This window comes from Lelliottia sp. EB106-05-01-XG201 (assembly GCF_058791735.1).
Map to the genome: position 1 here is coordinate 3,089,929 of NZ_JBYTDV010000001.1, position 18,850 is coordinate 3,108,778.

Annotated in this window: 19 protein-coding genes; 14 read left to right on the forward strand and 5 right to left on the reverse strand. The window is 57.8% G+C overall.

The window, feature by feature from the left end:
• Window positions 1-88: 88 nt before the first annotated feature.
• The 4 genes from aqpZ (at window position 89) to hcr (ending at window position 4,658) form a co-directional block, all read left to right on the forward strand.
• On the forward strand, window positions 89-790 hold the full coding sequence (gene aqpZ / locus AC3WS9_RS14520) for an aquaporin Z (RefSeq protein ID WP_255411544.1): 702 nt from the start codon (window positions 89-91) through the stop codon (window positions 788-790).
• A 193-nt stretch (window positions 791-983) separates the two neighbouring features.
• Window positions 984-1,883, forward strand: a complete 900-nt coding sequence (locus tag AC3WS9_RS14525; RefSeq protein ID WP_285149127.1) for a LysO family transporter — start codon at window positions 984-986, stop codon at window positions 1,881-1,883.
• A 143-nt stretch (window positions 1,884-2,026) separates the two neighbouring features.
• A complete protein-coding gene (gene hcp, locus AC3WS9_RS14530; RefSeq protein WP_492489018.1) occupies window positions 2,027-3,679 on the forward strand; it encodes a hydroxylamine reductase in 1,653 nt (550 codons plus the stop codon).
• Between the two features lie 10 nt (window positions 3,680-3,689).
• Complete coding sequence (gene hcr, locus AC3WS9_RS14535) at window positions 3,690-4,658, forward strand: NADH oxidoreductase (protein ID WP_492489019.1); 969 nt, start codon at window positions 3,690-3,692, stop codon at window positions 4,656-4,658.
• 104 nt (window positions 4,659-4,762) lie between these two features.
• On the opposite strand, the gene AC3WS9_RS14540 is transcribed toward hcr, so the two are convergent.
• Window positions 4,763-5,197: a DoxX family protein gene (locus AC3WS9_RS14540; RefSeq protein ID WP_285145455.1), complete on the reverse strand. Its 435-nt coding sequence runs from the start codon at window positions 5,195-5,197 to the stop codon at window positions 4,763-4,765.
• 152 nt (window positions 5,198-5,349) lie between these two features.
• Here AC3WS9_RS14540 and poxB point away from each other — a divergent pair, with 152 nt between their 5' ends.
• From poxB to AC3WS9_RS14560, 4 genes are all read left to right on the forward strand, one after another.
• Window positions 5,350-7,068, forward strand: coding sequence for a ubiquinone-dependent pyruvate dehydrogenase (gene poxB / locus AC3WS9_RS14545; RefSeq protein WP_492489021.1), 1,719 nt, complete (start codon window positions 5,350-5,352; stop codon window positions 7,066-7,068).
• 38 nt (window positions 7,069-7,106) lie between these two features.
• Window positions 7,107-8,108: a low-specificity L-threonine aldolase gene (gene ltaE / locus AC3WS9_RS14550; RefSeq protein ID WP_492489023.1), complete on the forward strand. Its 1,002-nt coding sequence runs from the start codon at window positions 7,107-7,109 to the stop codon at window positions 8,106-8,108.
• A 10-nt stretch (window positions 8,109-8,118) separates the two neighbouring features.
• Window positions 8,119-9,555, forward strand: a complete 1,437-nt coding sequence (locus tag AC3WS9_RS14555; RefSeq protein WP_492489025.1) for an SDR family oxidoreductase — start codon at window positions 8,119-8,121, stop codon at window positions 9,553-9,555.
• Window positions 9,556-9,647: 92 nt separating this feature from the next.
• Window positions 9,648-10,661 (forward strand): 3-beta-hydroxysteroid dehydrogenase, encoded by a 1,014-nt coding sequence (locus AC3WS9_RS14560; RefSeq protein WP_095284225.1) that lies wholly within the window; start codon window positions 9,648-9,650, stop codon window positions 10,659-10,661.
• Here AC3WS9_RS14560 and AC3WS9_RS14565 read toward each other — a convergent pair whose 3' ends face one another.
• Entirely contained in the window at window positions 10,662-11,489 is an 828-nt protein-coding gene (locus AC3WS9_RS14565; RefSeq protein WP_492489027.1) for an N-acetylmuramoyl-L-alanine amidase, read from the reverse strand.
• A complete protein-coding gene (locus tag AC3WS9_RS14570) occupies window positions 11,486-11,809 on the reverse strand; it encodes a heavy metal-binding domain-containing protein (RefSeq protein WP_012016782.1) in 324 nt (107 codons plus the stop codon). Before AC3WS9_RS14570 ends, AC3WS9_RS14565 begins: the two co-directional genes overlap by 4 nt.
• Window positions 11,810-11,916: 107 nt before the next feature.
• Here AC3WS9_RS14570 and AC3WS9_RS14575 point away from each other — a divergent pair, with 107 nt between their 5' ends.
• The 6 genes from AC3WS9_RS14575 (at window position 11,917) to artJ (ending at window position 16,426) form a co-directional block, all read left to right on the forward strand.
• Window positions 11,917-12,435: a lipoprotein gene (locus AC3WS9_RS14575; RefSeq protein ID WP_492489029.1), complete on the forward strand. Its 519-nt coding sequence runs from the start codon at window positions 11,917-11,919 to the stop codon at window positions 12,433-12,435.
• Window positions 12,436-12,652: 217 nt separating this feature from the next.
• Complete coding sequence (gene artP, locus AC3WS9_RS14580; RefSeq protein ID WP_492489031.1) at window positions 12,653-13,381, forward strand: arginine ABC transporter ATP-binding protein ArtP; 729 nt, start codon at window positions 12,653-12,655, stop codon at window positions 13,379-13,381.
• Between the two features lie 19 nt (window positions 13,382-13,400).
• Window positions 13,401-14,132 carry an arginine ABC transporter substrate-binding protein ArtI gene (gene artI / locus AC3WS9_RS14585; RefSeq protein ID WP_095281402.1) on the forward strand — a complete coding sequence of 244 codons (732 nt, stop codon included), beginning with the start codon at window positions 13,401-13,403 and terminating at the stop codon, window positions 14,130-14,132.
• A 6-nt stretch (window positions 14,133-14,138) separates the two neighbouring features.
• Window positions 14,139-14,855 carry an arginine ABC transporter permease ArtQ gene (gene artQ, locus AC3WS9_RS14590; RefSeq protein ID WP_282492334.1) on the forward strand — a complete coding sequence of 239 codons (717 nt, stop codon included), beginning with the start codon at window positions 14,139-14,141 and terminating at the stop codon, window positions 14,853-14,855.
• The gene (gene artM, locus AC3WS9_RS14595; RefSeq protein ID WP_492489033.1) at window positions 14,855-15,523 is read left to right on the forward strand and encodes an arginine ABC transporter permease ArtM; all 669 of its coding nucleotides are present in this window, start codon (window positions 14,855-14,857) and stop codon (window positions 15,521-15,523) included. The genes artQ and artM overlap by 1 nt, the downstream gene beginning before the upstream one ends.
• Before the next feature lie 171 nt (window positions 15,524-15,694).
• Complete coding sequence (artJ, locus tag AC3WS9_RS14600; RefSeq protein WP_492489034.1) at window positions 15,695-16,426, forward strand: arginine ABC transporter substrate-binding protein ArtJ; 732 nt, start codon at window positions 15,695-15,697, stop codon at window positions 16,424-16,426.
• A 241-nt stretch (window positions 16,427-16,667) separates the two neighbouring features.
• Here the strand turns inward: artJ and AC3WS9_RS14605 are convergent, their stop codons facing one another.
• Together AC3WS9_RS14605 and AC3WS9_RS14610 are read right to left on the reverse strand one after the other, a co-directional pair.
• On the reverse strand, window positions 16,668-18,140 hold the full coding sequence (locus AC3WS9_RS14605) for a sensor histidine kinase (protein WP_492489036.1): 1,473 nt from the start codon (window positions 18,138-18,140) through the stop codon (window positions 16,668-16,670).
• Complete coding sequence (locus tag AC3WS9_RS14610; RefSeq protein ID WP_285149117.1) at window positions 18,124-18,831, reverse strand: response regulator; 708 nt, start codon at window positions 18,829-18,831, stop codon at window positions 18,124-18,126. The genes AC3WS9_RS14605 and AC3WS9_RS14610 overlap by 17 nt, the downstream gene beginning before the upstream one ends.
• Between the last annotated feature and the right edge of the window lie 19 nt (window positions 18,832-18,850).

Genomic DNA, 18,850 nt, shown 5'->3' on the forward strand with positions numbered 1-18,850 from the left:
TGGTTTTTAAAATAATGGCTCTTTGAGTCGTCATCCCTTTAGGCGATTTAGTAGCCCGCGCGCAGGACAGCACGCGGAAATTAACGAGGTGGTTATGTTTAGAAAATTAGCGGCAGAATGCTTTGGTACATTCTGGCTGGTGTTTGGTGGTTGCGGTAGCGCCGTTCTGGCCGCTGCATTCCCGGAATTAGGTATTGGTTTCGCGGGCGTGGCATTAGCCTTTGGCTTAACCGTATTAACGATGGCATTTGCTGTCGGCCATATTTCCGGCGGCCATTTTAACCCGGCGGTGACATTAGGTCTGTGGGCCGGCGGTCGTTTCCCGGCGAAAGACGTGATTGGCTATATTATTGCGCAGGTGGTTGGCGGCATTATTGCGGCAGCGGTTCTGTACGTGGTGGCCAGCGGTAAAGCGGGCTTCGACGCAGCAGCCAGCGGCTTTGCCTCTAACGGCTACGGCGAGCACTCGCCGGGCGGCTTCTCTATGCTCTCTGCGATTGTAATTGAAATCGTGCTGACCGCAGGCTTCCTGCTGGTAATCCACGGTGCCACTGACAAACACGCTCCCGCCGGTTTCGCACCGATTGCGATCGGCCTGGCGCTGACCCTGATTCACCTGATCAGCATTCCCGTGACCAACACCTCCGTGAACCCTGCGCGCAGCACCGCAGTGGCGATCTTCCAGGGTGGCTGGGCGCTGCAGCAGCTGTGGTTGTTCTGGGTGATGCCGATTGTCGGCGGTATCCTCGGCGGACTGCTGTACCGTACTCTGCTGGAAAAACGCGACTGATAGATTGTGTACGCTGTGGTGTCGGGTGGCGGCTTACGCCTTACCCGACCTACAAGAGCGTGATCGAGTCAAAAAGTAGGCCGGGTAAGGCGTAAGCCGCCACCCGGCTTTTCTTTTGCACTTTGACTGCGCAGCCGGAATTGGGTAGTGTCACAGGCGCTCTTCGGACATTCAAAAAAGGACCCGGCTGTTCATGTTTTCAGGACTCTTAATCATTCTGCTGCCGCTGGTAGTGGGCTACCTTATTCCCCTTCGTCATGAGTCGGCATTAAAACTCATTAATCGCTTTCTCAGCTGGATTGTCTACGTCATCCTGTTTTTCATGGGAATAAGCCTTGCGTTCCTGGATAACCTGGCCGCCAATTTACTCTCTATTCTCCATTATTCTGTTGTGACGATTGTGGTTATTCTGGCGTGCAATATTGCCGCGCTATTCTGGCTTGAGCGCTCGCTGCCATGGATTAATCACCACCAGCAGGAAAAATTACCCTCGCGAATTGCGATGGCGCTGGAATCATTAAAATTATGCGGCGTGGTCGTTCTCGGCTTTTTACTTGGCCTGACCGGTTTAGCCTTTTTACAACACGCCACCGAAGCCAGCGAATATACCCTGATTTTCCTTTTATTCCTGATCGGCATTCAGTTACGCAATAACGGCATGACGCTAAAACAGATTGTGCTTAATCGACGCGGAATGATCGTTGCGGTTGTGGTTGTCGGCAGCTCGCTTGTCGGCGGCGTCATTAATGCCTTTATTCTCGACCTGCCGCTGAAAACCGGGCTGGCGATGGCCTCCGGTTTTGGCTGGTATTCTCTGTCCGGTATTCTGATGACAGAATCCTTTGGCCCGGTGATTGGCAGCGCCTCCTTCTTTAACGATCTGGGCCGCGAGCTTATCGCCATCATGCTCATTCCTGGCCTGGTGCGAAAAAGCCGCTCTACGGCGCTCGGCCTGTGCGGTGCGACCTCAATGGACTTTACCCTGCCCGTCCTGCAGCGCTCCGGTGGCCTGGAGCTGGTCCCGGCGGCCATCGTCCACGGTTTTATCCTGAGCCTGCTGGTGCCGATTCTGATGGCTCTCTTCTCCGCATAATACCTCTCTGGCGGTAGGTCTCTGCCGCCAAAATTGCGTTAAATCAATCTCCCTTTACTTTGTAGCAGAAAGACCTTTTCTCCGTCCGACCACAGGCATAACCTTAAACATGTATATCAAATATAACTTTAACAGGTGTGATTATGTTTTGTGTGCAATGTGAACAAACCATCCGTACCCCAGCCGGCAACGGCTGCTCCTACGCGCAGGGCATGTGCGGGAAAACCGCCGAAACGTCTGACCTGCAAGATCTGCTGATTGCCGCCCTGCAAGGCCTCTCCGCCTGGGCGGCAAAAGCGCGTGAATACGGCATTGTCGATCACTACATCGACAACTTCGCCCCGCGCGCCTTCTTCTCGACTCTCACTAACGTTAACTTCGACTCCCCACGCATCGTGGGCTACGCGCGTGAAGCCATCGCCCTGCGCGAAGCGCTGAAAGCGCAAAGCCTGCAAGCCGACGCCAGCGCTGCGGTCGACAACCCAATGGCCGGCCTGCAACTGGTCAGCGACGATCTGGGCGAGCTGCAGCGTCAGGCAGCGGAATTCACCCCGAATAAAGACAAAGCGGCGATTGGCGAGAACATTCTCGGCCTGCGCCTGCTGTGCCTGTACGGCCTAAAAGGGGCGGCAGCCTACATGGAACACGCCCACGTTCTCGGCCAGTACGACAACGATATCTACGCCCAGTACCACAAAATCATGGCGTGGCTCGGCACCTGGCCTTCCGATATGAACGCTCTGCTGGAGTGCTCTATGGAAATCGGGCAGATGAACTTCAAAGTAATGAGCATTCTGGACGCGGGCGAAACCAGCACCTACGGTCACCCGACGCCCACTCAGGTCAACGTCAAAGCCACCGCCGGGAAATGTATTCTGATTTCCGGTCACGACCTGAAAGATCTCTACAACCTGCTGCAACAGACCGAAGGCACGGGTGTGAACGTCTACACCCACGGCGAAATGCTGCCTGCCCACGGCTACCCGGAGCTGCGTAAATTCAAACATCTGGTCGGGAACTACGGCAGCGGCTGGCAGAACCAGCAGGTGGAGTTCGCCCGCTTCCCTGGCCCAATCGTCATGACCTCCAACTGCATCATCGATCCAACCGTCGGCTCCTATGACGATCGCATCTGGACCCGCAGCATCGTCGGCTGGCCGGGCGTGAGCCACCTTGAGGGCGATGATTTCGGCCCAGTGATCACCCAGTCGCAGCAGATGGCGGGCTTCCCGTTCAGCGAAATCGAACACCTGATCACCGTCGGCTTTGGCCGTGAAACCCTGCTCGGTGCGGCAGATTCTCTGATCGACCTGGTGAGCCGTGAAAAACTGCGCCACATCTTCCTGGTCGGCGGCTGCGACGGCGCGCGCGGGGAACGTAACTACTTCACCGATTTTGCAACCAGCGTTCCGCAGGACTGCCTGATCCTGACCCTGGCGTGCGGCAAATACCGTTTCAACAAACTGGACTTCGGCGATATCGAAGGCCTGCCGCGCCTGATCGATGCCGGTCAGTGTAACGACGCCTACTCGGCGATCATTCTGGCGGTGACGCTGGCCGAGAAACTGGGCTGCGGCGTGAACGATCTGCCGCTGTCGCTGGTGCTTTCGTGGTTCGAGCAGAAAGCGATTGTGATCCTGCTGACCCTGCTGTCGCTCGGCGTGACCAACATCGTGACGGGCCCGACGGCTCCAGGCTTCCTGACCCCGGATCTGCTGGCGGTGCTGAACGAGAAATTTGGTCTGCGTTCTGTGACCACCGTTGAAGAAGACATGCAGCAACTGCTGAGCGCGTAAGGAGTTTTTCATGACGATGCCAACCTCACAATGCCCGTGGCGGATGCAGGTTCATCACATCCATCAGGAGACGCCGGATGTGTGGACGCTGTCGCTGCTGTGCCATGATTTTTACCCGTATCGCGCCGGTCAGTATGCGCTGGTGAGTGTCCGCAACTCGGCGGATACTCTGCGCGCCTACACTCTCTCCTCGACGCCGGGCGTGAGTGAGTACATCACGCTCACCGTGCGGCGGATCGATGACGGGGCGGGTTCCCAATGGCTGACCAACGAAGTGAAGCGCGGGGATTATCTGTGGCTTTCCGACGCGCAGGGGGATTTCGTCTGCGACGACAAAGCCGACGATAAATTCCTGATGCTGGCGGCAGGCTGCGGCGTAACGCCGGTGATGTCGATGCGTCGCTGGCTGGCGAAAAACCGTCCGCAGGCTGACGTGCAGGTGATCTTCAGCGTGCGCTCGCCGGAGGATGTGATTTTCGCCAACGAGTGGCGCAATTATCCGGTGACGCTGGTGGCAGAAAACAACGCCACCCACGGTTTTGTTGCGGGTCGCCTGAGCCGCGAACTGCTGCAAAGCGTGCCGGATATCGCCTCACGTACCGTGATGACCTGCGGCCCCGCGCCCTATATGGAGATCGTGGAGAAAGAGGTGAAAGCGCTCGGCGTGACTCGCTTCTTCAAGGAGCAGTTCTTTACGCCCGTCGCCGACGCGGCTACCAGCGGGGTGAAATTCACCAAACTGCAGCCAGCCCAGACCTTCTTCGGACGCGTCGGCACCACGCTGCTGGAAGCGCTGGAAAGCAACAAGGTTCCGGTGGTCGCCGCCTGTCGTGCGGGCGTGTGCGGGTGTTGTAAAACGAAAGTGGTTTCCGGTGAGTATTCTGTCAGCAGCACCATGACGCTGACGGATGCGGAAATCGCCGAGGGTTACGTGCTGGCGTGCTCCTGTCATCCGCAGGGTGATTTGGTTCTGGCGTAATTCTTTTCGAACTGCGCCGGGTGGCGCTGACGCTTACCCGGCCTACGATATCCTATACACCTGTAGGCCGGGTAAGGCGTAGCCACCACCCGGCTTTTTTTATCTCAACGCCACGCCGGATCCCGCGCCAGCGCATACCGCCCTGCCCCCATAAACGCCACGGCCAGCGCGCCAATGAAGAAATAGACCAGGCTTTCAATCGCCCAGGCCCCGACAGCATCCAGCGCGAAAGTTTTGCCCGTGCCGACCATCAGCCACGCGACGATCATGGTAAACGCCAGCACCAGCGCCGCCGGACGCGTCAGGATCCCGAGCACAATCAGAACCGGTGCCACCACTTCACCAATCAACACGCCATAGGCGATAAACCCCGGCAGCCCTTTTGCCACCAGCATGCCACTGATAAAGCCCACGCCGCCAAACAGCTTGTGCAGACCGTGAAACAGCATCAGCCCGCCGACCGCCAGACGTAATAACAGCTTGCCAAAATCGTCGTGCGTTAGCGTTCTATTAACAGCAATTAACAATGATTTAACCATCTGAAATGATTCCTGTTTTCACCCTGCGTCCCAGCAGAATATGACGAAATGTTGCACAAAGAAAGTCACTATTAATCGGGGGCATTAAACGGGCATAACGCTCAGTTTCTTCTAAGCTTGTAAGCGTTATCACAAAACGGAGAAGGACAACCATGAAACAGACCGTAGCGGCCTACGTAGCAAAAACCCTGGAACAGGCGGGCGTCAAACGCATCTGGGGCGTCACCGGCGATTCCCTCAACGGCTTAAGCGACAGCCTCAACCGAATGGGCACCATCGACTGGATGCCGACGCGTCACGAAGAGGTGGCGGCCTTTGCCGCAGGCGCAGAAGCGCAGCTGACAGGCGAGCTGGCGGTGTGCGCAGGATCGTGCGGGCCGGGCAACCTGCATCTGATTAACGGTCTCTTCGACTGTCATCGCAACCACGTTCCGGTACTGGCGATAGCGGCGCATATTCCGTCGAGCGAAATCGGCAGCGGCTATTTTCAGGAGACGCATCCCCAGGAGCTGTTCCGTGAATGTAGCCACTACTGCGAGCTGGTCTCCACGCCGGAGCAGATCCCGCAGGTGATGGCGATCGCCATGCGCAAAGCGATCCTCAACCGCGGCGTATCGGTGGTGGTCCTGCCGGGCGACGTGGCGCTCAAAGCCGCGCCAGAAGGGGCGAGTACGCACTGGTATCAGGCTCCGCAGCCGGTCGTCACACCGGCGGAAGAGGAGCTGAAAAAACTGGCGCAACTCCTGCGCTACTCCAGCAATATCGCCCTGCTGTGCGGCAGCGGCTGTGCGGGGGCGCATAAAGAGTTAGTCGAATTTGCCGGAAAAATTAAAGCGCCGATTGTTCACGCCCTGCGTGGCAAAGAGCATGTGGAATACGACAATCCTTACGATGTCGGCATGACCGGCCTGATTGGCTTCTCGTCCGGGTTCCACACCATGATGAACGCCGACACCCTGGTGCTGCTCGGCACTCAGTTCCCCTATCGCGCGTTCTATCCAAATGATGCCAAAATCATCCAAATCGATATCAATCCCGGCAGCATCGGCGCGCACAGCAAGGTCGATATGGCGCTGATCGGGGACATCAAATCGACGCTGGCCGCCCTGCTCCCGCATCTGGAGGAGAAAACCGATCGCAAGTTCCTCGACAAAGCCCTCAGCGACTATCGAGACGCGCGCAAAGGGCTGGACGATCTCGCCAAACCGAGCGAAAAAGCCATTCACCCGCAGTACCTTGCGCAGCAGATCAGCCATTTCGCCTCTGAGGACGCCATCTTTACCTGCGATGTCGGTACGCCGACCGTCTGGGCGGCGCGCTATCTGAAAATGAACGGCAAACGCCGCCTGATTGGCTCCTTCAACCACGGCTCGATGGCCAACGCCATGCCGCAGGCGCTGGGTGCGCAAGCCACCGCGCCGGAGCGTCAGGTGGTGGCGATGTGTGGTGACGGCGGGTTCAGCATGCTGATGGGCGATTTCCTGTCGGTAGTGCAGATGAAACTCCCGCTCAAAATCGTGGTGTTTAACAACAGCGTGTTAGGTTTTGTGGCGATGGAGATGAAAGCCGGGGGCTATCTGACGGACGGCACCGAACTGCACGACACCAACTTTGCGAAGATCGCCGAAGCCTGCGGGATCACCGGTATCCGTGTGGAAAAAGCCTCTGAGGTCGACGAAGCGCTGCAGCGCGCCTTCTCCATCGACGGCCCGGTGCTGGTGGACGTGGTGGTCGCCAAAGAGGAGCTGGCTATTCCGCCGCAGATCAAACTGGAGCAGGCGAAAGGCTTTAGCCTGTATATGCTGCGCGCCATTATCAGCGGGCGCGGCGACGAGGTTATCGATCTGGCAAAAACCAACTGGCTCAGGTAAAACAGTCGGCATTGCCTTTTAAAACACAGGGAAATGCCATGATTGATTTACGCAGTGATACCGTTACCCGTCCGAGTCGCGCCATGCTCGAAGAGATGATGGCCGCCCCGGTCGGGGATGACGTTTACGGTGACGATCCCACCGTCAATGAACTTCAGCGCTACGCCGCCGAATTAAGCGGCAAAGAGGCGGCGCTGTTCCTGCCGACCGGCACTCAGGCTAACCTGGTGGCGCTGCTCAGCCACTGCGAGCGCGGCGAAGAGTATATCGTCGGCCAGGGCGCGCATAACTATTTGTACGAAGCCGGTGGCGCGGCGGTGCTCGGCAGCATTCAGCCGCAGCCTATCGACGCCGCCGCTGACGGCTCCCTGCCGCTCGATAAAGTGGCGGCCAAAATCAAAGCCGACGATATCCACTTTGCCCGCACCAAACTCCTGAGTCTGGAAAATACCCACAACGGCAAAGTGCTGCCGCGCGAGTATCTCAAAGCCGCGTGGGAATTCACCCGCGAGCGCAAACTGGGCCTGCACGTCGACGGCGCGCGCATCTTTAACGCCGTGGTGGAGTATGGCTGCGAGCTGAAAGATATCACTCAGTACTGCGACTCGTTCACCATCTGCCTGTCGAAAGGGCTGGGGACGCCGGTCGGCTCCCTGCTGGTCGGGAACGCGGATTACATCAAGCGCGCCAACCGCTGGCGTAAAATGACCGGCGGCGGAATGCGTCAGGCCGGGATTCTGGCGGCGGCCGGGCTGTACGCCCTGAAAAATAACGTTGCTCGTCTGAAAGAAGATCACGACAACGCCGCCTGGATGGCGACCCAGCTGCGCGAGATCGGCGCGGATGTGATGCGTCACGACACCAATATGCTGTTCGTTCGCGTCGGCGAAGAAAATGCAGCGGCGCTGGGCAAGTATATGAAAGCCCACGGCGTGCTGATGAACGCCTCACCGATTGTGCGTCTGGTAATGCACCTCGACGTGAGCCGCGAGCAGCTGGCGGAAGTGGTCAAACACTGGCAGGCCTTTTTACAGCGTTAAGGAGCATGACGTGTCGCAACGAATTCTGGTGCTCGGCGCCAGCGGGTATATCGGTCAACATCTGACGACGGCGCTCAGCCAGCACGGTCATCAGGTGCTGGCGGCGGCACGTAATGTGGAACGCCTGCAAAAACTCAATCTGCCCAACGTCACCTGCCACGCGGTGGATCTCAACTGGCCGAAGGAGCTGCCCGCGCTGCTGGAAGGCGTCGATACGCTCTATTATCTGGTGCACAGCATGGGCGAAGGCGGAGACTTTATCGCCCATGAGCGCCAGGTGGCGCTGAACGTGCGCGATGCGCTGCTCCAGACGCCGGTGAAGCAGATTATTTTCCTCAGCTCACTCCAGGCGCCAGAAAACGAACAGTCCGACCATCTGCGCGCCCGTCAGCTGACGGGCGAAATGCTGCGCAGCGCGGAGATCCCGTTGACGGAACTGCGGGCGGGCATTATCGTCGGCGCCGGTTCCGCGGCCTTCGAAGTGATGCGCGATATGGTCTACAACCTGCCGGTGCTCACGCCGCCGCGCTGGGTGCGCTCGCGCACCACGCCGATTGCGCTGGAAAACCTGCTGCACTATCTGGTCGAGCTGCTAAATCATCCCACACAAACCCATCGTGTGCTGGAAGCGGCCGGGCCGGAAGTTCTCAGCTATCAGGAGCAGTTCGAACACTTCATGACCGTCAGCGGCCGTCGTCGCTGGCTGGTACCGATCCCCTTCCCCACCAGCTGGATTTCGGTGTGGTTCCTGAACGTGATCACTTCGGTTCCGCCGACCACCGCCAAGGCGCTGATCCAGGGGCTGAAACACGATCTGCTGGCCGACGACCGCGAACTGCGGGCGCTGATCCCGCAGGATCTGATCCGCTTTGACGACGCGGTACGCCACACCCTCAAAGAGGAAGAGGAGCTGATGAACTCCAGCGACTGGGGGTACGACGCCCAGGCCTTTGCCCGCTGGCGACCGGAGTATGGCTACTACCCGAAGCAGGCCGGTTGCACGGTGAAAACCACCGCCAGCCTCGCCGCGCTGTGGGAAGTCATTAACCAGATCGGCGGCAAAGAGCGCTATTTCTTCGGCAACATTCTCTGGGACACGCGCGGAATGATGGATCTGCTGGTCGGGCATAAGCTGGCAAAAGGCCGCCCTGCGCACCCGTATTTACAGACCGGTGACGCCGTCGACAGCTGGAAGGTGATCATCGTCGAGCCGGAAAAACAGCTGGCGCTGCTGTTCGGCATGAAAGCCCCCGGCCTGGGTCGTCTATGCTTTACGTTGAAGGACAAAGGCGATCACCGCGAGCTGGACGTTCGCGCCTGGTGGCACCCGCACGGCATGCCGGGGCTGTTCTACTGGCTGTTTATGATCCCGGCGCATCTGTTCATCTTCCGGGGTATGGCGAAGCGTATTGCGCATCTTGCAGAAGGAATGACGGAAAAAGTCTGATTAATCCTCTGATTCTTTCACCTTTCCCATTGCAACATGACGTAATTCACGGAAGAATGCGCACGAAATTCTTTTCAACACAGTGGATAGATATGAAGGTACTGGTTACCGGCGCCACCAGCGGCTTAGGTCGAAATGCGGTCGAGTTTTTGCGTCAGAAAGGCATTAGCGTCAGAGCTACCGGTCGTAACGAAGCGATGGGTAAACTCCTGCAAAAAATGGGCGCGGAATTTATCCACGCCGATCTGACGGAGCTGGTTTCCTCGCAAGCCAAAGCCATGCTCGCCGGTATCGACACACTGTGGCACTGCTCCAGTTTTACCTCGCCGTGGGGAACGCAGCAGGCGTTCGACCTGGCTAACGTTCGCGCTACCCGCCGTCTCGGCGAATGGGCCGTGGCCTGGGGCGTGCGCAACTTCGTGCATATCTCCTCCCCGTCGCTCTATTTTGACTATCACCACCATCGCGATATTCAGGAAGATTTCCGCCCGGCGCGTTTCGCCTGTGAGTTCGCGCGCAGCAAAGCGGCCAGCGAAGAGGTGATCGATCTGCTCGCGCAGTCCAACCCGCACACCCGCTTTACCGTTCTGCGTCCGCAGAGCCTGTTTGGGCCACACGACAAAGTGTTTATCCCGCGCCTGGCGCAGATGATGCACCACTACGGCAGCGTGCTGTTGCCGCGCGGCGGCGATGCGCTGGTGGATATGACCTACTACGAAAACGCGGTGCACGCGATGTGGCTGGCGAGCCAGACCGAGTGCGATCACCTGGTCTCCGGTCGCGCCTACAACATCACCAACGGCGAACCGCAAACGTTGCGCAGTATCGTCCAGCGCCTGATTGATGAGCTGAACATCCACTGCCGCATTCGTTCTGTGCCCTACCCGATGCTGGATATGATCGCCCGCAGCATGGAACGTTTTGGCAATAAATCGGCGAAAGAACCGGCCCTGACGCACTACGGCGTGTCAAAGCTGAACTTCGATTTTACGCTGGACACCACGCGCGCCGAGACCGAGCTGGGCTATCAGCCGATCGTTACTCTCGATGAAGGGATCGTGCGCACGGCGGCGTGGCTGCGGGATCACGGCAAACTGCACCGCTAATTACCCCTGCCCGTACTTCTCTAATAATGCTTCGGCAATCGCCAGCGTTTCAGCATCGGCAATACCGTTCCAGAGCTCGGGACGGTAGTGCATCTGGAAGACCATAATCACCCGCTTTTGCTGCGCCGCGGTGCTGTTATCCGGCACTTCGTAGCCGTAGCGCGTCAGCAGATCGAGCAGCGCTGCCGTGTCGACGGGCTCATACTTCGACTTTCCATTGAGATAAAAGGTCACGCGCGCGGGATCGGGCCAGGCACCGATGCCCTGCTGGGCCAGCCTCTGCCACGGGAACAGCGGGCCGGGATCGTCTTTGCGCTGGGGGGCGATATCCGAATGGGCCACCACGTTCTCGGGCTTGATGTTGTAGCGGGCGATAATGTCTTTGGCGAGAGGGATCAGCGCCGCGATTTGCGCCGGTTCAAAGGGCGTAAAGGTTTTCTCGCCGTTCGATTTTTGCCAGCCGCGGTTTTCCAGCTCAATGCCAATCGAGGTATCGTTGATGCGGTTGGTCCCGCGCCAGAAACTGATCCCCGCATGCCAGGCTAACTCTTTCTCCGGCACCAGCTGCCAGATGCGCGGTTTGCCCGATGGCTGAGGGGGATTCGCGGGGATGAGATAGTGGGAGCTGACGTTTTTGTCCGTGAGCGTCGCCAGCGAGCTGTCAAAATCATCGGCGGTGTAGTGGATCACCAGCACTTTGATACGCGGATACGCGGCCTGCGCCTGATGGCGGGTGTCCAGCTCATAGGCCCCTTTATCGATAATCCCTTTCTCCGCACAGCCTGCCAGCAACAGCGCCAGCAGGAGTGTCGATAATACGCGTTTCATCGGCGCGTTTTCACCGCCGTCCCGCTGACGCTCACCATCAGCATGCTGGCGTCTTTCCCGACGGTTTCGTAATCGATATCAATGCCAACGACCGCATCCGCGCCCAGCGCTTTGGCCTGCTCGCCCAGCTCTTTAAAAGCGATTTCACGCGCCTTGCGCAACTCTTTCTCATAGGCACCGGAACGACCGCCGACGATATCGCGGATCCCGGCGAAAAAGTCGCGGAAAATATTCGCGCCAAGAATGGCTTCACCGGTCACGACGCCGCAATACTCGACAATCGGTTGTCCTTCCAGCGTCGGGGTTGTGGAAAATTGCATCATTTATCTCCCTCTTTAGCGTTCAATGCCTTAGGCGGCTAACTCAACAGCATTATCGGTTCGTTACGCTATTATTGAAAGGATAGTTAATCATTAAGGAAATCAACATGCGCTATTCTGCTTTGACGCTTTTAGTGCCGTGCGCGCTGCTGCTCAGCGCCTGCACCACCACGGTTACCCCTGCTTTTAAGGATATCGGGACACGCAGCGGTCCGTGCATTGACGGCGGCCCGGACACCGTGGCTCAACAGTTCTACGATTACCGTATTTCCCACAAGAGCAGCGATCTCACCGCCCTGCGCCCGTACCTGAGTGACAATCTGGCGAAACTGCTGAACGACGCTGCACGCGATCCGCAGCACAACGCCCTGCTCAAATCCGATCCGTTCTCCAGCCGTACCACGCTGCCTGACAGCGCCGAGGTTTCCAGCGCTTCCACCATCCCGAACACCGACGCACGCAACATTCCGCTGCGGGTCAAACTGACTCAGGGCAGCCAGACCTGGCAGGATGAAGTGCTGATGATCCGCGAGGGCCAGTGCTGGGCCATCGACGACGTGCGTTACATCGGCGGCAGCGTCCACGCCCCGGCCGGAACGCTTCGCCAGTCGATCGAGAATCGTTAGTTCAGAATGGTTTCCCCCGTAAAATGTGCGGCATTTCGTGAGGAATGCCGACATTTATACTCGCGCCCATAGCCGTACGCGATTTTGTGCTATGTTTAAACCTGAATACGGTTTATATTTAACTTTTAACGCATAAATATTGCATAACTATTCTGTCAACGGTACTATCTGCGGCCTCAATTGCTATAGATTGCCTGGATGAGTAAAGACTGCCCCGATGAGTATTCAACTAAACGGCATTAACTGCTTCTACGGCGCACACCAGGCGCTGTTCGACATCACGCTGAACTGCCCAGAGGGCGAAACGCTGGTTTTGCTTGGCCCAAGCGGCGCAGGTAAAAGCTCACTGCTGCGCGTCCTCAATCTGCTTGAAATGCCACGTTCCGGCCAGCTCGATATTGCCGGGAATCATTTCGATTTCACCAAAGCCCCTTCCGATAAAGCGATTCGCTCTCTTCGTCAGAACGTCGGCATGGTGTTTCAGCAATACAATCTCTGGCCGCACCTCACCGTGCAGCAAAACCTGATCGAAGCGCCCTGCCGCGTGCTGGGGTTAAGCAAAGAAAGGGCCTTCGCCCGTGCGGAAAAACTGCTCGAACGTCTGCGCTTAAAACCCTACAGCGATCGCTATCCGCTGCACCTCTCCGGCGGTCAGCAGCAGCGTGTTGCCATTGCCCGCGCGCTGATGATGGAGCCGCAGGTACTGCTGTTCGATGAGCCGACCGCCGCGCTGGACCCGGAAATTACCGCCCAGATCGTCAGCATCATCCGCGAGCTGGCCGAAACCAATATCACCCAGGTGATCGTCACCCATGAAGTGGAAGTGGCGCGCAAAACCGCCAGCCGCGTGGTGTACATGGAAAACGGTCATATTGTTGAACAAGGTGATGCGAGCTGCTTTACCGCCCCGCAAACCGACGCCTTTAAAAACTATTTATCTCACTGATGTGTTAGGGAAAATGACAATGAAAAAAGTACTGATAGCCGCCCTGCTTGCTAGCGTCAGCCTTTCCGCTACCGCCGCACAGACCATTCGTTTCGCCATGGAAGCCTCGTATCCTCCGTTTGAATCCATGGACGCCAGCAATAAGATCGTCGGCTTCGACGTGGATCTGGCCAACGCCCTGTGTAAAGAGATCGACGCCACCTGCACCTTCACCAACCAGGCGTTCGACAGCCTGATCCCAAGCCTGAAGTTCCGTCGTTTCGACGCGGTGATTTCCGGTATGGACATCACCCCTGAGCGTGAAAAGCAGGTTCTGTTCACCCAGCCATACTATGAAAACTCTGCCCTGTTCGTCGGCCAGAAAGGCAAAATTGCCGATATCGCCGCGTTGAAAGGCAAAAAAGTCGGGATGCAGAACGGCTCCACGCACCAGAAATTCATCACCGATAAGCACCCGGAAATCACCGTTGTGCCTTACGACAGCTACATGAACGCCAAGCTGGATATGCAGAATGGCCGTATTGATGCCGTATTCGGTGACACTGCCGTGGTGACCGAGTGGCTGAAAGCGGAGCCGAAACTGGCCGCTATCGGCGATAAAGTGACGGACAAAGATTACTTCGGTACGGGTCTTGGCATCGCCGTTCGTCAGGGCAACACCGACCTGCAGCAGAAACTCAATACTGCGCTGGATAAAGTGAAAAAAGACGGTACTTACCAGACCATCTATTCCAAATGGTTCCAGAAGTAAGATCTGATGAACGAACTTTTTCCATTAGCAAGCGCCGCCGGGATGACCGTCGGCCTTGCCGTTTGCGCACTCATTATCGGCCTGGTGCTGGCGATGTTCTTTGCGGTGTGGGAGTCAGCCAAATGGCGCCCGGTCGCATGGGCGGGCTCAGGGCTGGTGACCATTCTGCGCGGGCTGCCGGAAATCCTGGTGGTCCTGTTTATCTATTTCGGCTCCTCACAGCTGCTGCTGATGCTGTCGGATGGCTTCACGATTAATCTCGGCTTTGCGCAGATCCCGGTGCAGATGCAGATCGAGAACTTCGACGTCAGCCCGTTCCTGTGCGGCGTGATCGCCCTTTCCCTGCTCTATTCCGCCTATGCGTCCCAGACGCTGCGCGGCGCGCTGAAAGCGGTGCCGGTCGGTCAGTGGGAATCCGGCCAGGCGCTGGGGTTATCGAAAGCGGCGATTTTCTTCCGCCTGGTGATGCCGCAGATGTGGCGTCATGCCCTGCCAGGGCTGGGCAATCAGTGGCTGGTGCTGCTGAAAGATACCGCGCTGGTCAGCCTGATTAGCGTCAACGATTTAATGCTGCAAACCAAAAGCATCGCCACCCGCACCCAGGAGCCTTTCACCTGGTATATCGTTGCGGCGGCTATCTACCTGGTGATCACGTTGCTGAGCCAGTACGTTCTTAAACGTATTGACTTGCGCGCAACGCGTTTTGAACGGAGACCTGGCTGATGCTTGAGTATTTACCGGAGCTGATGAAAGGGCTGCACACCAGCCTGACGCTGACTGTGGCGTCCATCGTGGTGGCTCTGATTCTGGCACTCTTTTTCACCATCGTTCTGACGCTGAAAACGCCGGTGCTGGTATGGGTGGTTCGCGCCTATATCACCCTGTTTACCGGCACGCCGCTGCTGGTGCAGATCTTCCTGATTTACTACGGACCGGGCCAGTTCCCGTCGCTGCAGGAGTATCCGGTCATCTGGCATTTGCTGTCTGAGCCGTGGCTGTGCGCCCTGATTGCGCTCTCCCTGAACAGCGCCGCGTATACCACTCAGCTGTTCTATGGTGCGATTCGCGCCATTCCGGAAGGACAATGGCAGTCCTGCGGTGCGCTGGGGATGAGCAAGAAAGACACTCTGGCGATCCTGCTGCCGTATGCGTTCAAACGCGCGCTCTCTTCGTATTCCAACGAAGTGGTGCTGGTGTTTAAAAGTACCTCTCTGGCCTACACCATCACGCTGATGGAAGTGATGGGCCACGGGCAGCTGCTCTACGGACGCACCTATGACGTGATGGTCTTTGGCGCCGCGGGTCTGGTTTATCTGGTGGTGAACGGCTTGCTGACCCTGCTGATGCGCCTCATTGAGAGCAAAGCGCTGGCCTTCGAACGTCGTAACTAACTGCATAATAACTGCATCACGAAAACGGGTAAGTCTAACGACTGCCCGTTTTTTTTATCTTAATAAAAATACTTAATCATATTTATTGCATACAAATTCATTAACTGGCATTGTACGTCCATGCCGCAGACACGGCGCATAATGACAAGATTGACAGACGGGAGCATTAAAATGAAAAAGTTAGTTCTGGCTGCATTACTGGCAACCTTCGCCGCAGGCGCATCGGCCGCTGATAAAATCAATTTCGGCGTTTCAGCCACTTATCCACCGTTCGAATCGCTGGATGCCAGCAACCAGATCGTCGGTTTTGATATCGATCTCGCCAAAGCGCTGTGCAAACAGATGCAGGCCGACTGTACCTTCACCAACCACGCGTTCGACAGCCTGATCCCGTCTCTGAAATTCAAAAAATACGACGCGGTGATTTCCGGAATGGACATCACGCCGGAGCGTAGCAAGCAGGTCTCCTTTACCGACCCGTACTACGCCAACTCGGCGGTGGTGATTGCGAAGAAAGGGGCGTTCACCTCTTTTGACCAGTTGAAAGGCAAACGCATCGGGATGGAAAACGGCACGACGCACCAGAAATACCTGCAGGACAAGCATCCGGAAGTGAAAACCGTGGCGTATGACAGCTACCAGAACGCGATCATCGACCTGAAAAATGGCCGTATCGATGGCGTGTTTGGCGACACGGCGGTGGTGAACGAGTGGCTGAAAACCAATCCGCAGCTGGGTACCGCGACGGAGAAAGTGACCGATGCACAATATTTCGGCACCGGTCTGGGCATCGCGGTTCGTCCGGATAATAAAGTGTTGCTGGAAAAACTGAACGGCGCGCTGAAAGCGATTAAAACTGACGGGACGTATCAGAAAATTAGCGACCAGTGGTTCCCGCAGTAATTGTGCGAGTTTTTGCCGGGTGGCGGCTACGCCTTACCCGGCCTACGGGATCGGGGGTTTTTGTAGGCCGGGTAAGCGTAAGCGCCACCCGGCATTTCATACAACGGCACATAAAACCGTCATTGAGGTTTATGTAGGCCGGGTAAGGCGCAGCCGCCATCCGGCATTTCATACAACGGCACATAAACCGTCATTGAGGTTTTTGTAGGCCGGGTAAGGCGCAGCCGCCACCCGGCACCTCTTACAGCGGAACGTAGAATCTAAACTTCGCCCCCGGTTCAAAATCCTGCAAAGCTATCCCGCCCCCATGCAGCTCCAGCATCCGTTTCACAATCAACAACCCCAGCCCGCCGCGATTCTCACGCGATGCCTGCGGGTTTAACGCCGATGGCCGCTGGAACAGATCCTCTCGTAACGACTCGTCAATCCCCGGCCCGCTGTCGGTCACTTCCACCTGCAGTTGCTCATTCTCCTGCCACACAGACAGCCTGATATCCCCGCCCGACGGTGTATGACGCACCGCGTTATCCAGCAGATTGGTCACCACCCGCTCGATCATCGACACATCAGCAAACACCAGCGGCAGCGGCCCCGGCACGTCGATATGCAGCCGCAGCTGGCGCGTCTGGGCGGTCAGCTCGAATTTCTGCGCCACGTCGGAGATCAGCTCCGCCATCGCAAAACGCTCGCGCTGCGGCTTGATGCCGCCGTGCTCCAGCCGGGCCAGCTCAAACAGCTGCTGCGAAAGATGACGCACTTTCTGCCCCTGGCGCAGGGCCGTCGCCAGATACTGCTGATGCTGCTCCGCGCTCAGGGTGGCGGATTTCAGCGACAGAGTTTCCAGATAGCCCAGCAATGACGTCAGCGGCGTGCGTAAATCGTGAGAGATATTGGCGATAAACTCCCGGCGCTGGCGGTCGCTGTCGGCCAGTTTGTCCCACTGAGCGGTGATCTGCCGCGCCAGCTCGATAAAGGTATTGCGCAGCTGCGTGACCTCATCCGCCGTACCCGGTTCCGGCGTTTGCGCTGCGAGCTGTTTAATGGCGCTGATGCTGTCCTGCTCCAGCCCGGAAACCTCCGCCGTCAGCCGCTTCACCGGCCGCGTCACCCAGAACCAGACCAGCCCTCCCGCCAGCAGGGAAAACATCGCCGCCACCAGCAGGGACCACATCGCCGTACTCCACAGCGTCTTGTGCCACGCCATGTCCGCCAGGGCGTTAAACTCCTCGCCCTGCAGGATGATATACAGATACCCGCGCAGCTCCCCGCCCTGCCTCAGCGGCGTCACGCTGAACACTTTCTGTTTATCGAGGCTCCTGGGATCGTCGCCATACACCGGCCAACTGGTGCCGCTGAGAAACGTTTGCACCGGTGCCATCGCGATTTTTTGGCGCTGGATATGCCCCGGCGGCGCGGCGTCCGCCAGCAGATCGCCGTCGGGAGAGATCACGTACAGCTCCACGCTCGGGTTAAAGGTCATCAGCCGATCAAACAGCGGTTTCAGGCGGCTGCGATCGACCTGCCCCTGCGCGTCCAGCACCGGCTCGCGCTGGACAATCTGCTGCGCCAGGCCGCTGGACAGGCGCTGCACCATCGCGTTGCCGTACTGCATGCTGGCGTAAAGTTGCACCACGCAGGCGACGGAAGCGCAGAGGATCAGCAGCAGGATAAACAGCAGCGTCAGCCGCTGGCTGAGGCTAAGACGTCGCATCATGGTTCAGTTCCGCAAATTTGTAGCCTTTGCCCCAGACGGTGCGAATGATTTCCGGCTCGGCGGCGTCTTTTTCGATTTTGATCCGCAGGCGGTTGATGTGGGTGTTAACGGTGTGCTCGTAGCCTTCGTGCTGATAGCCCCAGACCTGCTCCAGCAGCGCGAGGCGCGAGAAGACTTCGCCCGGATGACGGGCAAAAAACCAGAGCAGTTCGAATTCGCGCGGGGTGAGATCCACCTCTTTGCCGTGCAGGCGCACGCTGCGCGAGAGCGGATCGAGGGTCAGGCCGTGGGCTGAAATGGTGTCATTGGCCTGCGCCTGCCCCATCGCCTGCTGGCGGCGGAACAGGGCTTTGATGCGCGCGATCAGCTCCTGCACGGAGAAGGGTTTTGCCAGGTAGTCGTCGGCACCGGTTTCGAGGCCGGTGATGCGGTCGGTTTCACTGCTGCGGGCGCTGATGATGATGATTGGCAGATAGCGGGTGAGCTGGCGAATGCGGCGGCAGATCTCCAGTCCGTCGACGTTCGGGAGCATCAGATCGAGGATCACCGCGTCCCAGTGGGCCTGGTCGATTCGTTCCAGCGCCCGCGCGCCGTCCGCTTCGTGCGTGATCGCATAGCCTTCGTCTTCGAGATTTAATCGCAAAAGAGATGCGATATCGCTGTCGTCTTCCACCAGCAGGATCTGCTTCATCGGTAAGCCTTAATTCATC

Excerpts from the sequence above, each read along its gene's own strand:
- artJ (WP_492489034.1), top strand. The coding sequence starts at position 15,695 with ATGAAAAAGTTAGTTCTGGCTGCATTACTGGCAACCTTCGCCGCAGGC.
- ltaE (WP_492489023.1), top strand. The coding sequence starts at position 7,107 with ATGATTGATTTACGCAGTGATACCGTTACCCGTCCGAGTCGCGCCATG.
- hcr (WP_492489019.1), top strand. The coding sequence starts at position 3,690 with ATGACGATGCCAACCTCACAATGCCCGTGGCGGATGCAGGTTCATCAC.
- AC3WS9_RS14560 (WP_095284225.1), top strand. The coding sequence starts at position 9,648 with ATGAAGGTACTGGTTACCGGCGCCACCAGCGGCTTAGGTCGAAATGCG.
- poxB (WP_492489021.1), top strand. The coding sequence starts at position 5,350 with ATGAAACAGACCGTAGCGGCCTACGTAGCAAAAACCCTGGAACAGGCG.
- AC3WS9_RS14565 (WP_492489027.1), bottom strand. The coding sequence starts at position 11,489 with ATGAAACGCGTATTATCGACACTCCTGCTGGCGCTGTTGCTGGCAGGC.
- artI (WP_095281402.1), top strand. The coding sequence starts at position 13,401 with ATGAAAAAAGTACTGATAGCCGCCCTGCTTGCTAGCGTCAGCCTTTCC.
- AC3WS9_RS14575 (WP_492489029.1), top strand. The coding sequence starts at position 11,917 with ATGCGCTATTCTGCTTTGACGCTTTTAGTGCCGTGCGCGCTGCTGCTC.
- artP (WP_492489031.1), top strand. The coding sequence starts at position 12,653 with ATGAGTATTCAACTAAACGGCATTAACTGCTTCTACGGCGCACACCAG.
- AC3WS9_RS14525 (WP_285149127.1), top strand. The coding sequence starts at position 984 with ATGTTTTCAGGACTCTTAATCATTCTGCTGCCGCTGGTAGTGGGCTAC.
- AC3WS9_RS14605 (WP_492489036.1), bottom strand. The coding sequence starts at position 18,140 with ATGATGCGACGTCTTAGCCTCAGCCAGCGGCTGACGCTGCTGTTTATC.
- artQ (WP_282492334.1), top strand. The coding sequence starts at position 14,139 with ATGAACGAACTTTTTCCATTAGCAAGCGCCGCCGGGATGACCGTCGGC.
- AC3WS9_RS14540 (WP_285145455.1), bottom strand. The coding sequence starts at position 5,197 with ATGGTTAAATCATTGTTAATTGCTGTTAATAGAACGCTAACGCACGAC.
- artM (WP_492489033.1), top strand. The coding sequence starts at position 14,855 with ATGCTTGAGTATTTACCGGAGCTGATGAAAGGGCTGCACACCAGCCTG.
- hcp (WP_492489018.1), top strand. The coding sequence starts at position 2,027 with ATGTTTTGTGTGCAATGTGAACAAACCATCCGTACCCCAGCCGGCAAC.
- AC3WS9_RS14570 (WP_012016782.1), bottom strand. The coding sequence starts at position 11,809 with ATGCAATTTTCCACAACCCCGACGCTGGAAGGACAACCGATTGTCGAG.
- AC3WS9_RS14610 (WP_285149117.1), bottom strand. The coding sequence starts at position 18,831 with ATGAAGCAGATCCTGCTGGTGGAAGACGACAGCGATATCGCATCTCTT.